We start from the raw sequence: 14717 nt of genomic DNA, 5'->3' as shown, positions 1-14717 counted from the left end.
ACTGAATCGGAAAATAAAAACATGACTCATTTTATCGATGTCGATCATGCCGCACGCCTGTTCGCCGAGGTGGGTATCCGCCGGGCAATCCGCGAGATGGCCACATACATCGAAGCTGACTATTCACGCTGGGCGCAGTTTGATAAGTCGCCTCGCACCGCCAATCATTCCGTCGACGGTGTGATCGAGTTGATGCCCACCGACGATGGCCAACAGTACTCGTTCAAATACGTGAATGGCCACCCGGGCAATGGTCAAAGGGACTTGCTGACCGTCATGGCTTTCGGCGTTCTCGCCGATGTCCACAGTGGCTATCCAACCTTGCTCAGCGAATTGACACTGACCACTGCCGTGCGCACCGCCGCGACATCCGCGCTGGTCGCGCAGTTCCTAGCTCGCCCTGGTGCAAGCATCATGGCAATCATTGGCAACGGCGCTCAAAGCGAATTTCAAGCCCTCGCCTTCCACGAAATGCTGTCGATCAGGGAAATCCGCATTTTCGATATTGATCGTGACGCGTCACTCAAGTTGAAGCACAACCTGTCGGCATTCCCGGGTATTGAAGTGATTCTGTCCAGCTCTGTACAGGAAGCGGTCAAGGGCGCGCACATTGTCACTACAGTCACCGCCGACAAAGCTTATGCAACGATTCTGACGCCCGAGATGATCGAACCCGGCATGCATATCAACGCTGTCGGTGGTGACTGCCCGGGAAAAACCGAACTGCACGCCGAGATCCTGCGCAACGCCCGGATCATCGTTGAATTTGAACCGCAAACCCGGATTGAAGGCGACATTCAACAACTGGAAGCCGACTCCCCCGTCGTCGAGTTTTTCCGCATTGTGCTGGGCGAAATTCCGGGGCGCGAAAATGACGCCCAAGTCACCGTGTTCGATTCAGTGGGTTTTGCTCTCGAAGATTTTTCGTCACTGCGCTACCTGCACGACCTGGCGCGGGAGCACGAGATTGGCGAGCGCATCCACCTAGTGCCGACACCCGCAGACATAAAAAACCTTTACCAACTGCTTGATCAGCAACCGGCTAAACCGGCGCGTCTGCGCACAGCCAACTGATAACCGTAGGTGATGCCTCCGAGCAGCGTGCCAAGGGGCCACTCACCGTCCTGTAAACCCCAAAAAACCACCACCGTCGGTAGCCGTTGCATCTCTAACAACAACGCTAGACACCCACTTTCTGCCAAAACTCAAAAACATAAAATCAAGAGGTTTTGTAATGAAATCTACTCCGTCCGAGCGGGTTGAACAGCCTGCGCTGCAGCGCACGCTCAGCAATCGTCACATTCAGTTAATGGCCATGGGAGGTGCCATCGGTACAGGTCTGTTCATGGGTTCCGGGAAGATCATTGCCCTCTCAGGCACGTCGATCATCCTCATTTATATGATCATCGGGATGTTCGTCTACTTCGTCATGCGCGCCATGGGCGAACTGTTGCTCTCCAACTTGAACTTCAAAACCTTCGCGGATTTTACCGGTGCCTACCTTGGCCCGCGAGCGGCATTCTTCCTCGGCTGGTCGTACTGGCTGAGCTGGAGTGTCGCGGTGGTGGGCGATGCTGTAGTGGTCGGCGGATTCTTTCAGTACTGGTTCCCCGATGTACCCGCCTGGATCCCGGCTATCGGTATGTTAATGACGCTGTTCGCCTTGAACGTGCTGACCGTCAGGCTTTTTGGTGAAGTGGAGTTCTGGTTCGCGATCATTAAAATCATTGCCGTCGTCACCCTGATTGGCGTTAGCATCATGATGATTGCCAGCTCCTTTGTATCACCCAGTGGCGTTACTGCATCCCTGAACCACCTGCTGGATAAACAGGCAGCCTTCCCCAACGGCCTGTTTGGTTTCTTTGCCGGATTCCAGATGGCAATCTTCTCCTTTGCCGGCACCGAGCTGATCGGTACTGCAGCCGCCGAAACTCGCTCCCCCGAGAAGACTCTGCCTAAAGCCATCAACTCGATTCCGCTGCGAATCATCCTGTTTTATGTGCTGGCACTGGCCTGCATTATTGCGGTGACTTCCTGGCAACAGGTTTCGCCTAACAAGAGCCCTTTCGTCGAACTGTTTCTGGTTGCAGGGTTTCCCGCAGCTGCAGGTATCGTCAACTTTGTGGTGCTGACGTCTGCCGCCTCATCGGCCAACAGTGGCGTATTTTCATCCAGTCGCATGCTGTTTGGACTGGCCAGTCACGACAACGCTCCCGGGATATTTCGGCATTTGTCGGGTAATAGCGTGCCTCTGCTGAGCTTGGCATTCACCACACTGTTGATGCTGGTGGGGGTACTTTTGCTGTTCATCGTTCCGGAGGTCATGACAGCGTTTACCATCGTCTCTACCGTGTCGGCAATCCTGGTGATTTTCACTTGGTCGACCATCCTCGCGTCGTACATTGCCTATCGCAAAAGTCGGCCCGACCTGCATGCGCAATCAACCTACAAGATGCCTGGCGGCGTGCCCATGGCCTGGTTCTCTTTGGCGTTTCTAGGCTTTGTCCTCTGTTTGCTGGCATTAAGACCTGACACCCGTATTGCCTTGATGGTCATGCCTGGATGGTTCATATGGTTGGCCATTGCCTATCAGCTGACCCACACCTGGAAGCCCAAACTCGCTTCTGAATCGACAAGTCAGTACATGGGCTGAAAGGGCTTTTTTTCAGGAAAAAAACAAGCGCCCCGAACCTATCGAGGCGCTTGTTGGAACCATGGAAAGACATCAACTCATCCAGTTGCCACCGTCGACATTGTACGTCTGAGCTACAACGTACTCGCTCTCGGATGACGCGAGAAAAATGGCCATTCCCGTTAGATCATCTGCTGTGCCCATTCGCCCAAAAGGCACCTCCTGCCCCACCAGCCTTTTCTTTTCACCCAATGGCCGATTCTCATACTGGGCGAACATTGCATCGACGCCATCCCAGTGCTCACCGTCCACAACCCCTGGCGCGATGGCATTCACATTGATCCGGTGCTTGATCAGATCCAGACCTGCCGATTGAGTAAGGCTGATAACGGCTGCTTTGGTTGCGCAATACACACCCACAAGCGCCTCCCCTCTCCTGCCTGCCTGGCTGGCCATGTTGATGATCTTGCCACCATGCCCCTGGTTGATCATCTGTCGGGCCGCTGCCTGCAGAGTGAAAAGCGTTCCAGCAACATTGATCGAAAACAGGCGCTCGTAACTCTCACGGGTGATGTCGACAATGGGCGCAAGATCGAACAATGCGGCGTTGTTGATCAAAATATCCAGCTTACCCGTCTGCGCTATCACGGCGGCAATGGCCTCATCGATAGACGCCTGATGGGTAACATCCATCTCGACTGCGTAAGCATTTGGACCAAGCTCGGCGGCCGTAGCCCGAGCGCGCTCAAGATTGATGTCAGCGATGGCGACTGTTGCCCCTTCACTGATATAGGCCTGCGCAAAAGTACGTCCAATGCCTCGGGCGGATCCAGTCACCAGCGCGCTTTTACCTTCTAGTCGTTTCATTGATTGTTTATCCGTTTCTGAAAATTGGCTGCGCCCAACCGAGGGCATTGGAGTGGCTTGGAAATCAGGCAGCGAGACGCGCCAACGGCCCTACAGCTTTCCCGTACTCGTCGAACAAATGGCAATGCAGAACATCAAGCGCAACCCATCGCTGCTCTCCATAAGCGACATCACAGTCGCCATTGACTCGCACGGTAAGTGCTTCGCCGGACTTGGCGACGACGTGACAGACGGTGTCGCTACCCAGGCGTTCGGTGACATCAGTGGTGATAGGCAGTTGTCCTTGATCATCCAGGCTGAGGTGTTCGGGACGTATGCCGACAGTGACTTCATTACCCACGGACAGAGTGCTTCCGTCACGCGGTGTGAGCTATTCATGGCGATCACTTACTCGTTGTACAGCGAGTTCCCTGTGGCGAGGGAGCTTGCTCCCGCTCGTGGGCAAAGCCCACGCCAATCTCGTCGATGCGTTCGCTGACAAATCGCATTCGCCGTTTTTGGGGCCGCTTCGCCCGAACGCGGACCGGCCCAGCGGGAGCAAGCTCCCTCGCCACAATTAGAGGTCTGCCGGTTACTTGGGATAACCGGCGCGCTTCATCTCGCGTTCGGTGGAGGTCTGCGCTGCAGCGAGTGCTTGATCAACCGACATCTGCCCAGTGAGAGCCGCCGAAAACAACTTCCCTACGGAAGTCCCTATCGCCTGGAACTCGGGAATGGTGACGTATTGGATGCCAACGTAAGGAACAGGCTTGATGGACGGGTGCGCAGGATCTGCGTGCTGCATCATCTGCAAGGTCACTTGCGCGAAAGGCGCGGCCTTCAAATAGGCCTCGTTGTAGGTGGACTGCCGGGTGCCGGGCGGCACATTGGCGATGCCATCTTTTTCTGCGACCAACTGAATGTATTCTTTCGACGTAGCCCAGGTGATAAAGGCTTTTGCGGTGTCTTTGTGTTTGGAGGTTGCCGGTATTGCCAGCGACCACGCATACAGCCATGACGAACCTTTGTCGGTGACCTCCGTCGGTGCAGGAGCAAAGCCCACACTGTCGACGACCTTGCTCTGCTCTTTGTCGGTGGTGAACGAGCCCGCGACGCTGGCATCCACCCAGATCGCGCATTTACCACTGTTAAAGAGGGCCAGGGTTTCATTGAAACCATTGCTCGACACGCCTGGCGGCCCGAACTTCTTGAGCGTATCAACGTAGAAGTGCGCCGCTGCAGTCCACTCGGGGCTGGACAGCTCCGGCTGCCACTTCTCATCGAACCAACGTGCACCAAAAGCGTTGGCCATGGTGCTGAGCAGTGCGATGTTCTCGCCCCACCCCGCCTTACCGCGCAGGCACATGCCGTACAGACCTTTATCCGGCTGGTGCAGCCTGGATGCAAACTCGCCGAGCTGCGTCCAGGTCGGATGTTCCGGCATGCTCAAGCCTGCATTCTTGAACAGGTCGGTGCGGTAATAGGTGACTGTGCTTTCGCCATAGAATGGCAATGCGTAGAGCGTGCTGTTAACCGACAAGCCTTGGCGGACAGAAGGAAAGATGTCCTCCAGGTCGTACTCCGGTGACAGCCCAGTGATGGGTTCGAGCCAGTTTTTGGTGCCCCACAACGGTGTTTCGTAGGTGCCAATCGTCAGTACGTCGAACTGGCCACCTTGAGTGGCGATATCGGTGGTCAGGCGCTGACGCAAAACGTTTTCTTCCAGCACCACCCAATTGAGCTTCACATCGGGATGCTGCTGTTCAAAAATCTTGGAGAGCCGTTGCATGCGGATCATGTCGCCATTGTTCACAGTGGCAATAGTCACTGTTTCGGCGGCTTGACTGACGAGGGCGAAGGACAGGCCAGCAGAAAGGAAAAGCGCTTTCGGGATTCTCATCAAGGTGCTCTCCGCTCCGCGCCTTGGACGACGGGAGCTCTTATTTTTATTGTTAACCACCGCTGGGCAATTTCAGCTCTGCAGCAATGGGGGACGATTTGATTACAGCACCTTGAAATAGCCCCGACAAACGCGCAGAGGACGGCAAACCGATACTTTTTTAACCCGACCAGTGAAACCTTCCGGGAATCAAAAAAGTATCACTGATACGCAATCCTGAACTAGCAAGCGCCCGCGCACAGGGCGTATGTTGTTCGCATACAAACAAGAAATAACCATCTGGGTTCAGCCATGACTGATAGCCGAACAGCGCTTTTCGAACAGCGCCCCGCCGAACTGGAAGTCATCCTTCCCGAGCCCGATCATTGCTTTCGCTGGTATGAGCACGACTACCCCTACTCCCTCGCTCGCTGGAACCACCATCCAGAATTCGAAATTCATCTGATCCGCCAAGGCAGCGGCAAGCTCGTTGCGGGTGATTACATCGGCGCATTCGGCGCCGGTCACGTAGCGTTTATCGGCCCTGACCTTCCACATGATTGGATAGGCGATCTGAGGCCCGGCGAGCTCTTGAAGGGACGCGACGTTGTGCTGCAATTCGATGGTGCAGCCATTCTGGCTTTGCGCAGCACGATGCCTGAGTTAGGCGAGCTTCAGCACCTTTTTGAACGTGCGCGCCGTGGTTTGGAGTTCACCGGGGCAACCGCAGTACAGGCGGCTCGATTGATGGAAGACATCGGCCCTGCGCAAGGGCTTGAACGGCTGATTTTTTTCCTGCAATTGATCAATACGCTAATGAAAGCGCCTACCCAGGACGCCCATACGCTGGCCAGCGCTTGCTACGCACCTACCCTGGACGACCGAAGTTCTGAACGCATCCACAAGGCCTTTGACTACCTGTTGACTGAGCTCACTGGCGACATTCGCCTGTCGGTGATCGCTCAGCAATTGGAAATGAGCGAGCCCGGCTTTTCGCGCTTCTTCAAACGGGTAACCGGCCATGGCTTCATCGATCTGATGCGTAAACTCAGGGTTCAGCGCGCATGCCGACTATTGTTGCAAACAGAGATGTCCGTGGCGGACATCTGTTTTGAAGTGGGCTATGAAAACATTTCCAACTTCAACAGACACTTCCGCATCGAGATGGAACAGACACCGAGTGAATATCGTCGCGGAACGGCGATGAACCTGTTCAATCGCAATGGTCTCCACGCCTCCCTACCGCACACAAAAACCCATTTGGCAGTTGATGCCTGACCGATGCGAATCAGTCAGCCGCATCCCACAACAAGAAGGAAATGACGATGGTGTTGCCTCGCGCAGTCGTATTTGGTGAAGCCCTGACCGACCTGATGGCGGCGGCGGTGGCGATGTTTATTCCGGGGTAGGCACTGGCTGCCGCAGTGCTTTTCTGGCGTGAAAACTGAGGCCATAGGCCTGCCGCTAGATGTGACCGTGATCCTCGCAGTAGACGTCGGGTCGCGCATTCCATGCGCGACCCGACGGGGTTGATACGTGCTTAGATCCGGATGATCTGGGTGATATGCGGCTTGCCGTTAATAGGCGCGTAAATTTCCACGACCGCTTGCCAGCTGTTTGGCGAACCAGGCTGCGTTGCTTTAGCCTGATAAGGCATTGGCTATTCATAAATGCGTAATCGCGCTCATCAGTTATTTGCGAGCTGAGCCACTTCGCTGGACGACACAAGCATCTTCAGTGACGCATCAAACTGCTTCAGCGCGTTCAATTGCAGCTCGGTCTGCTGGTCGATTTGCGCGGCAATCTCTGGTGCCGCTTTGCCATGAACCCAGACCGAAGGCATTTGCTGTTCTCGCGAGCCTTCGGCCTTGCCGATGTACTGCAGGTTCGAGTCGTAGAACTTGGCCATGAATCGCGCTTCAACCTGGTTGTTGCGCTTGGACACCAGACGGCTGTAAGTGTCCAGCATCACCACTACGTCGGGATGGGCTTGTACCAGCGCATCGAGGTTGTCGTAGACGGTCACCGAGGCGAACTCTTTCTGTAGCGAACCCATGAGCCAGTTGATCGCGAGTTTCGGATCGGAGCTGTTGACGAACGCGTTGCTGATACGCGAATCGAGCGCAGGGTTCTTCGCGCCGTTCAGCGCTACCGAATGGTACTGCTCCAGGTATTGGAGGGTGTTGAGGGTGTTTTCGCTGTAGAGCACACCCACCGATTGGGCATGCTGCAGGCTGATGGTGCTGTCGACCACGGGTAAAAAGTGGCAGGACTGTTCGGCCGCGTAGGTCGGTGCTGTGGCGGCTACACTGCCGGTCAAAACGGCGATAAGTGCCAGCAAGGTAGAAATTCTCATCGCGCAGTTCCTTCAGAAGCGGCTTCGGTATGTCGCCATCCTCCTCCTTTGCCGGAAAAACAGAACTTGCATTCCTTGATGATAACTATCGACTGAACGAATGGTAGGAAGCCTATGAGCTACAGTTGTGATGAGCTTGGGCAGGCTATACCTCATATGCCGGCATCGTCTGTCATCAAATGCCAAGTCACTGACGCTCAATGAAAAGCAGCCGCTTTGCGCGTGACGATACTGGCTTGCTAATCGACGTCGATCAGTTAATTGAAAAACCACTTACGCATTACATCGGATACCTCTCCTCCCCCATTGGCGTATGAGGGGGGTGCTGTCGGATACGTCTCAGTAAAAAAACAAAGTGAGAACAGCATGAAGTTCAGTCCTGTTGATAACGGCAACCCGAGTCGCCGGCGCGTTCTACGCGATGCCTTCGCCCTGGCTTTGGCAGCTTCGCCATTGGCTAACATGGCCAAGGCAGCCGACGAAACACCGGAAGAAGTGACCTTTGCTGCCGGTCCACGGCCGCTGGTGCAATACCCGCAAAAACGTCCGTTGACCCTGGTGACCACCCGCCCGCCACACCTTGAGACGCCATTCCCCGTCTTCAACGAAGGGCCCATCACGCCGAATGACGCGTTTTTTGTGCGTTACCATTTGGCCAATATTCCTACCAGCATTGATCCGGACAGTTACCGCCTGACGATCAAGGGCTCGGTCAACACACCGCTGTCACTTTCCCTTGCAGAACTCAAGGCTTTGGCCGAACCGGTAGAAGTAGTGGCCGTCAATCAATGTTCGGGTAACAGCCGTGGTTTTTCGATGCCGCGCGTGTTCGGCGCTCAGTTGGGCAATGGTTCAATGGGTAATGCCCGCTGGGTGGGAATACCGCTCAAGGCGGTATTGGAAAAGGCCGGGGTGAAAGCCGACGCCAGGCAAGTGACATTCCGTGGGCTCGATAAGCCAGTGCTGCCGAGCACGCCGGAGTACATCAAAGCCCTGGACATCAGCCATGCGATGGACGGCGAGCCCATGATCGCCTGGTCGATGAACGGTGCCGACCTGCCATTCCTCAACGGTTACCCGATACGTCTGGTGGTGCCGGGCTATTTCGGTACGTACTGGGTCAAGCACCTGAGTGAGATCGAAGTCGTCGATCACACTTACGACGGTTTCTTCATGGCTAAAGGTTACCGCGTTCCAGACAACGATTGTTTCTGCATCGCCCCCGGCACCACTGCGGCGCAAACGGCGCCAATTTCCAAGTTGCCGGTACGCTGTTTTATCACCAGCGTCAAACACGGCGATGTGTTGCCACTGAAAAAAAACGTAGTGCTCAAGGGCATTGCGTTCGACGGAGGTGTTGGGGTCAACAAGGTGGAGGTGTCGATCGACGGCGGGAAAAGTTGGCGCGAAGCCACGCTTGGGCAGGATCTTGGCCGTTTCTCCTTCCGTGAGTGGACGCTGCCAATCACCTTTACCAGCAAGGGCGCCACCCAGTTGATGGTGCGGGCCAGTAACCGTGCAGGCGAAACACAGCCGTTGCGAGCCGACTGGAACCCCGGTGGCTACCGCCGCCACGTTGTAGAAACCAGTTACGTGACCGTCGCCTGAGGGGGCCCCGCATGAAACGCATGACCACCTTGCTCTGCGCAGTTCAGGTTTGTTTGGCTAGCATGGCTAGCGCAGCGCCACTATCGATCACGTTGCCGCCCGAAACGGCTGTGTTCAAACCCAATGCCCTGCCCGGCTACCCGTTGGCTCAACAGAAGTGCTCCACCTGCCATTCTGCCGACTACATCAACTTCCAGCCTCCCGGCATGAGCCTGGCGCAGTGGACTGGGGAAGCGAGCAAGATGCAGCACGTGTATGGTGCTCCGATCAGCGATCAGGATGTAAGCATCATCGGCGCCTACCTTGCGGTGACCTACGGCAGTGCCCATGCGAGCGATGCCGATGTGCAGGCAGCCTCAAGCCCATCGCCAAGCCAGACCCCGGCGGCGCCTGCAACCAAAGTCGACGCCATGGCCTTGCTACAGAGCAACTCCTGCCTGTCCTGTCATGCGATCGATCATAAGGTTGTAGGCCCGGCCTATCACGATGTGGCCGCAAAGTATGCCAATGACCCCCAGGCACTGGCCAAGGTAACGTCCAGCATTCAGCAAGGCGGTACCGGCAAATGGGGGAATATCCCGATGCCGCCTTTCACGCAGTTAAGCCCGGACGATCTGCACACCCTGGCGACTTTCGTGCTGCGTCAGTGAGCACACTTGCGGCTCGGTGAGGTATCAGCGACTGATTAGCCTCACCAAACGATCGGGCCTGACAGGCTCTAATGCGAAATGATCCCGTGGTCCATCGCGTACTTTACCAAGGCCGCGGGCTTGTCGATGTTGAGCTTGCGACGGATGCTCAAACGATGGGTTTCCACCGTCCGAACGCTGATGTCCAGCTCGCGGGCCATTTCCTTGTTGTTCATTCCCAGCGCCATCTTGCACAGCACTTGACTCTCGCGCGGCGTCAGCTCGTTCTCGGTATTCTTGTCGGCGATGAGCCGCTGCGCGATCTCTGCACTGTAAAACGTTCCGCCGCTGGCAATCGCTTCAATGGCCGCAATGATTTCCCGTGAAGGTGCGTTCTTCAGCACATAGCCGCTGGCGCCAGAACGCACAGACTCACTCACATACTCATAGTTGTCGTACATGCTGAGTACCAGAATCTTGAGCAACGGATATTGCTTGCTCAACACTCGGGTCAGCTCAAGTCCGTTCATGTCCTTCAGACTGATGTCGACGAGTAACAGGTCCGGCTGACAGAGCCTCACCATCTCAATCGCTTCGGCACCACTCTCGGCTTCCCCCACCACTTCCAGGGGAGACATGACCGCCAGCAGCGCCTTGATCCCGTCACGGACCAGGGAATGATCGTCGACCAGGGCGACGCGGATTGGGTAGGACAGGTTCATCAGGGGCATTCACTCTTGTTGTTATTGGCTGAGTCAGTGTTTCGGACCGGGCATTTTCATTGGCAGCAGAACGTCCAGGACACTTCTTCCCGGCGTCGATGCAAGCTCGAATCGCCCGCCAAAATGCTCGACCCGCTCGCGGATGTTCCGCAGCCCTATACCGGAGTGACGGCGTTCGACTTGAGCGACGTTGAAACCGACACCGTCATCGACCACCGTCAGCCGTATGGACTCTTCGGACCCGTGCAGTGTAATGGATACGTTTTTGGCCCGGGCATGTCGTTCGATGTTGGTCAGGCCTTCTTGCACAATGCGAAACAACGAGACCGGGGCTCCATCGACCAGATGGCACTCGAAATCGTTGTTGTTGTAGGTCACTACGAGTCCGCTACGTTGCTCGAACTCTGTGGCGAGTTGACCAATTGCCGCCGACAGACCCAGCGTGTCGAGCAGCGACGAGCGCAGGTTGTGTGAAAGGCTGCGAACCTCGCCAATCGCTTCTCCGAGACGCTCCGTGGCCTCTCTTAAAATGCTCAAGCCCGTGTCCTGTCCACTCTCCAGCACGTGGCTGGCCAGTTCGAACTGAAACTTGATGGACACCAGTACCTGGCTGATACCGTCGTGCAACTCACGGGAAACCCGTGATCGCTCTTCTTCTTGCAAACTGACGATACGCTGGGTCAACCGCTGGAGTTTTTTGTCGGCCAGACGATGTTCGCTGACGTTCAGCGTCATGCCGCTGGCGAAGACGAACAGCACTGCCACGAGGGCAACGATGGCAATGGCGAGCATCGTTTTGCGAATGCCCTGAGCCACCTCGTCACGCGCCTGCTGTGTTGCGCGCTCAACGTCCTCGAGGTAGATGCCGGTACCGAGCATCCAGCCCCAACGATCCAGCATCACGACATAGGCGAGCTTGTCGGTCACTTGACCGGAAGAGGGTTTGTTCCAGGCGTAGCGTTGAAAGCCCTCCCCTGACTCCGCACTTTTCAGTAGCGCCTGGATCACCGGCAGACCATGCGGGTCTTTCATGTCCCACAGGTATTTGCCCACCAGTTCCGACTGCCGCGAGTGCATCAGGCTACGGCCCTGGCGGTCGTAGACGAAGAAGTAGCCATTGATACCAAAGCTGAGCTTGCGCAGTTCTTCCAGCACTTGTTGCTGTGCGTGCTCGTCACCCTTGCCATTGTCATACAGCGGCGCGATCAGGCTTTGCGCCATTTCGACGTAGTTTTTCAGTTCTGCACGCTTGCTGGCCAGAATGCTGTCTTCGATCAGTTGCGTCTGTTGATCACCCAGTTGGCGGTTCAGGGAAATCACCAGCGCGCAGATGACCGCAATCGCCAACACCAGCGGCAGAATCCCGAGCGCGACGATTTTATGTTTGAGCTGCATCTTTGCTCCTGACCGGACCGAGGGAAAGCGAAGGCCCGGCATCATATGCCAAAGATACGCGTGTCCAGTAGCGGCGCTGGACGGAATGACCTGCGGCTCAGTTGAAATACAAAGCCCGCTCCCACAAGGAGATCAGCGTCGTCTACGTAGAACTACGCAGATGCTGCGTACGTAGTAACGCGGATTTATTTGTAGACAGCATGCGTGGATATTGGGCCAGCTCCGCACAGCGGACACAATTATAAAAATTACCGCCGCAGCCCACTGGCTGTCGGCAGGAGACACGCAATGACCCGTCTGGCTAAACACCTCGCCTGGTTTGCCGTGGCTGTCCTGGGAGCTTTTGCGCTGAGTGTCGTGGCCCTGCGCCGCGGCGAAGCCATCAACGCCCTCTGGATCGTAGTCGCAGCAGTCGCTATCTATCTTGTCGCATACCGCTATTACAGCCTGTTTATCGCCAATAAGGTGATGCAGCTCGATCCCGGTCGAGCCACCCCCGCCGTCGTCAACAACGACGGTCTGGACTACGTACCCACCAACAAACACATTCTTTTCGGTCACCACTTTGCGGCCATTGCGGGCGCCGGGCCACTGGTCGGCCCGGTACTGGCGGCGCAAATGGGTTACCTGCCCGGTACGCTCTGGCTGATCGCCGGCGTGGTATTGGCCGGTGCCGTTCAGGACTTCATGGTCCTGTTCATGTCGACTCGCCGCAACGGCCGCTCCCTGGGCGACATGGTCCGTGAAGAAATGGGCCGTGTCCCCGGGACCATCGCGCTGTTCGGCTGCTTCCTGATCATGATCATCATCCTCGCGGTGCTGGCGCTGATCGTGGTCAAGGCCTTGGCTGATAGCCCATGGGGCATGTTCACGGTGATGGCGACCATCCCGATCGCGATGTTCATGGGCGTGTACATGCGCTACATCCGCCCGGGCCGCATCGGTGAGATTTCCGTTGTCGGCGTGCTGCTGTTGCTGGGGTCGATCTGGCTGGGCGGGCAGATTGCCGCTGATCCGGTCTGGGCCAAAGCCTTTACCTTCACCGGAATCCAGATCACCTGGATGCTGATCGGCTACGGTTTCGTTGCCGCGGTGCTGCCGGTCTGGCTGATCCTGGCGCCGCGTGACTACCTGTCGACCTTCCTCAAGATCGGCACCATCATGGCCCTGGCGATCGGCATCCTGATCACCATGCCCGAGCTGAAAATGCCGGCACTGACCCAGTTCATCGATGGCACCGGACCGGTCTGGAAAGGCGGGTTGTTTCCGTTCCTGTTCATCACCATCGCCTGTGGCGCGGTCTCCGGTTTCCACGCGCTGATCGCTTCCGGGACCACCCCGAAACTGTTGGCCAGTGAAGGCCATGCCCGTTACATCGGTTACGGCGGCATGCTGATGGAATCCTTCGTGGCCATCATGGCGATGGTTGCCGCTTCGGTGATCGAACCGGGCGTCTACTTCGCCATGAACAGCCCGGCGGCGATTGTCGGCGGTGATGTGATGCAGGTCGCGCAAACCGTCAGCAGTTGGGGTTTTGCGATTACCCCGGAAGCCCTGCAAGCGGTGGCCAGGGACATCGGTGAAACCACCGTTCTGGCCCGCGCCGGCGGTGCACCGACCCTGGCGGTCGGTATCGCGCAAATCCTGCACAGTGTACTGCCGGGTGAAAACACCATGGCGTTCTGGTACCACTTCGCGATCCTGTTCGAAGCGCTGTTCATCCTGACCGCGGTCGACGCCGGCACCCGTGCCGGGCGTTTCATGCTGCAGGACTTGCTCGGCTCCTTTGTGCCAGCGCTCAGACGCACGGAATCCTGGACTGCCAACCTGATCGCGACCGGTGGTTGCGTGGCAATGTGGGGCTACCTGCTGTACCAAGGCGTGATCGATCCGCTGGGTGGCATCAACACCTTGTGGCCGCTGTTCGGTATCTCCAACCAGATGCTGGCCGGTATCGCGCTGATGCTCGGTACGGTCGTGCTGATCAAAATGAAACGCCAACGCTACATCTGGGTGACGTTGCTGCCAGCGGCCTGGCTGCTGATCTGCACCACCACCGCAGGTTTCATCAAGCTGTTCGACGCCAACCCGGCGATCGGCTTCCTGTCGCTGGCGAAGAAATACAGCGATGCCCTGGCCAACGGTCAGATCCTCGCCCCGGCCAAGGACATCACGCAGATGCAGCACGTGATCTACAACGCCTACACCAACGCAACGCTGACGGCGCTGTTCCTGTTCGTGGTCTTCAGCATCCTGTTCTATGCGATCAAGGTCGGTATTTCCGCCTGGGGCAGCAAAGAACGCACGGATAAAGAATCGCCATTCCAGGCTATTCCAGAAGCGTAATCGAGGGTTGCAAGCATGTTCAATGACCTGAGTCGCCTCGGTAAATACCTCGGTCAGGCCGCGCGCCTGATGGTCGGCATGCCCGACTACGACACCTACGTCGAGCATATGCAAACCAAACACCCGGACAAACCGGTGATGAGCTACGAGGCGTTCTTTCGGGAGCGACAGGAGGCTCGTTACGGTAGCAAGGCTGGGCCGAAGTGCTGTTGACCCGTTGACGGCGGGTTATCAGAGGTGATGTGGGAGCAGGTTTTTGTGGGAGCGAGCTTGCTCGCACTGACCTGCTCCCATTTTTCGTTAG

13 protein-coding genes are annotated in these 14717 nt (G+C 56.7%); 7 read left to right on the top strand and 6 right to left on the bottom strand.

The features are described 5' to 3' along the window. Positions 1–21: 21 nt before the first annotated feature. Entirely contained in the window at positions 22–1074 is a 1053-nt protein-coding gene (locus KRR23_RS14170) for an ornithine cyclodeaminase (protein ID WP_216742994.1), read from the top strand. A 160-nt stretch (positions 1075–1234) separates the two neighbouring features. Beyond that, on the top strand, positions 1235–2653 hold the full coding sequence (locus tag KRR23_RS14165) for an amino acid permease (protein WP_216742993.1): 1419 nt from the start codon (positions 1235–1237) through the stop codon (positions 2651–2653). Between the two features lie 72 nt (positions 2654–2725). On the opposite strand, the gene KRR23_RS14160 is transcribed toward KRR23_RS14165, so the two are convergent. The 3 genes from KRR23_RS14160 to KRR23_RS14150 all read right to left on the bottom strand — a co-directional run bounded on the left by KRR23_RS14160 (position 2726) and on the right by KRR23_RS14150 (position 5378). Continuing rightward, the gene (locus KRR23_RS14160) at positions 2726–3499 is read right to left on the bottom strand and encodes an L-iditol 2-dehydrogenase (RefSeq protein ID WP_216742992.1); all 774 of its coding nucleotides are present in this window, start codon (positions 3497–3499) and stop codon (positions 2726–2728) included. A 64-nt stretch (positions 3500–3563) separates the two neighbouring features. Then, complete coding sequence (locus tag KRR23_RS14155) at positions 3564–3839, bottom strand: TOBE domain-containing protein (RefSeq protein WP_367880649.1); 276 nt, start codon at positions 3837–3839, stop codon at positions 3564–3566. A gap of 231 nt (positions 3840–4070) precedes the next feature. Further along, positions 4071–5378 (bottom strand): sugar ABC transporter substrate-binding protein, encoded by a 1308-nt coding sequence (locus KRR23_RS14150; protein WP_216742991.1) that lies wholly within the window; start codon positions 5376–5378, stop codon positions 4071–4073. Between the two features lie 291 nt (positions 5379–5669). Between KRR23_RS14150 and KRR23_RS14145 the strand changes: the two genes are divergently transcribed. Beyond that, positions 5670–6635, top strand: coding sequence for an AraC family transcriptional regulator (locus tag KRR23_RS14145; RefSeq protein WP_216742990.1), 966 nt, complete (start codon positions 5670–5672; stop codon positions 6633–6635). A gap of 409 nt (positions 6636–7044) precedes the next feature. Here KRR23_RS14145 and KRR23_RS14140 read toward each other — a convergent pair whose 3' ends face one another. After that, complete coding sequence (locus KRR23_RS14140; protein ID WP_216742989.1) at positions 7045–7713, bottom strand: ATPase; 669 nt, start codon at positions 7711–7713, stop codon at positions 7045–7047. Positions 7714–8079: 366 nt separating this feature from the next. Here KRR23_RS14140 and KRR23_RS14135 point away from each other — a divergent pair, with 366 nt between their 5' ends. Both KRR23_RS14135 and KRR23_RS14130 read left to right on the top strand, forming a co-directional pair. Next, on the top strand, positions 8080–9321 hold the full coding sequence (locus KRR23_RS14135) for a molybdopterin-dependent oxidoreductase (protein ID WP_216742988.1): 1242 nt from the start codon (positions 8080–8082) through the stop codon (positions 9319–9321). An 11-nt stretch (positions 9322–9332) separates the two neighbouring features. Continuing rightward, a complete protein-coding gene (locus tag KRR23_RS14130) occupies positions 9333–9971 on the top strand; it encodes a c-type cytochrome (protein ID WP_216742987.1) in 639 nt (212 codons plus the stop codon). A gap of 68 nt (positions 9972–10039) precedes the next feature. Here the strand turns inward: KRR23_RS14130 and KRR23_RS14125 are convergent, their stop codons facing one another. After that, entirely contained in the window at positions 10040–10672 is a 633-nt protein-coding gene (locus KRR23_RS14125) for a response regulator transcription factor (RefSeq protein ID WP_054597410.1), read from the bottom strand. A 33-nt stretch (positions 10673–10705) separates the two neighbouring features. Next, positions 10706–12067: a cache domain-containing protein gene (locus KRR23_RS14120; RefSeq protein ID WP_216742986.1), complete on the bottom strand. Its 1362-nt coding sequence runs from the start codon at positions 12065–12067 to the stop codon at positions 10706–10708. Positions 12068–12355: 288 nt separating this feature from the next. Between KRR23_RS14120 and KRR23_RS14115 the strand changes: the two genes are divergently transcribed. Continuing rightward, positions 12356–14413: a carbon starvation CstA family protein gene (locus KRR23_RS14115; protein WP_216742985.1), complete on the top strand. Its 2058-nt coding sequence runs from the start codon at positions 12356–12358 to the stop codon at positions 14411–14413. Positions 14414–14428: 15 nt separating this feature from the next. Next, complete coding sequence (locus KRR23_RS14110; RefSeq protein WP_216742984.1) at positions 14429–14626, top strand: YbdD/YjiX family protein; 198 nt, start codon at positions 14429–14431, stop codon at positions 14624–14626. Positions 14627–14717: the final 91 nt, after the last annotated feature.

Origin of the sequence: Pseudomonas sp. CVAP#3, assembly GCF_018986375.1 — a bacterium.
GTDB classification, from domain to species: domain Bacteria; phylum Pseudomonadota; class Gammaproteobacteria; order Pseudomonadales; family Pseudomonadaceae; genus Aquipseudomonas; species Aquipseudomonas helvetica.
The sequence above is the reverse complement of the archived record's forward strand: the minus strand, read 5'-3'. Positions and strand labels throughout refer to the sequence as shown.

Bases quoted from the DNA above. Each gene is read 5' to 3' on its own strand.
- KRR23_RS14145 (WP_216742990.1), top strand. From the start codon at position 5,670: ATGACTGATAGCCGAACAGCGCTTTTCGAACAGCGCCCCGCCGAACTG.
- KRR23_RS14115 (WP_216742985.1), top strand. From the start codon at position 12,356: ATGACCCGTCTGGCTAAACACCTCGCCTGGTTTGCCGTGGCTGTCCTG.
- KRR23_RS14135 (WP_216742988.1), top strand. From the start codon at position 8,080: ATGAAGTTCAGTCCTGTTGATAACGGCAACCCGAGTCGCCGGCGCGTT.
- KRR23_RS14165 (WP_216742993.1), top strand. From the start codon at position 1,235: ATGAAATCTACTCCGTCCGAGCGGGTTGAACAGCCTGCGCTGCAGCGC.
- KRR23_RS14170 (WP_216742994.1), top strand. From the start codon at position 22: ATGACTCATTTTATCGATGTCGATCATGCCGCACGCCTGTTCGCCGAG.
- KRR23_RS14110 (WP_216742984.1), top strand. From the start codon at position 14,429: ATGTTCAATGACCTGAGTCGCCTCGGTAAATACCTCGGTCAGGCCGCG.
- KRR23_RS14160 (WP_216742992.1), bottom strand. From the start codon at position 3,499: ATGAAACGACTAGAAGGTAAAAGCGCGCTGGTGACTGGATCCGCCCGA.
- KRR23_RS14130 (WP_216742987.1), top strand. From the start codon at position 9,333: ATGAAACGCATGACCACCTTGCTCTGCGCAGTTCAGGTTTGTTTGGCT.
- KRR23_RS14125 (WP_054597410.1), bottom strand. From the start codon at position 10,672: ATGAACCTGTCCTACCCAATCCGCGTCGCCCTGGTCGACGATCATTCC.
- KRR23_RS14150 (WP_216742991.1), bottom strand. From the start codon at position 5,378: ATGAGAATCCCGAAAGCGCTTTTCCTTTCTGCTGGCCTGTCCTTCGCC.
- KRR23_RS14140 (WP_216742989.1), bottom strand. From the start codon at position 7,713: ATGAGAATTTCTACCTTGCTGGCACTTATCGCCGTTTTGACCGGCAGT.
- KRR23_RS14120 (WP_216742986.1), bottom strand. From the start codon at position 12,067: ATGCAGCTCAAACATAAAATCGTCGCGCTCGGGATTCTGCCGCTGGTG.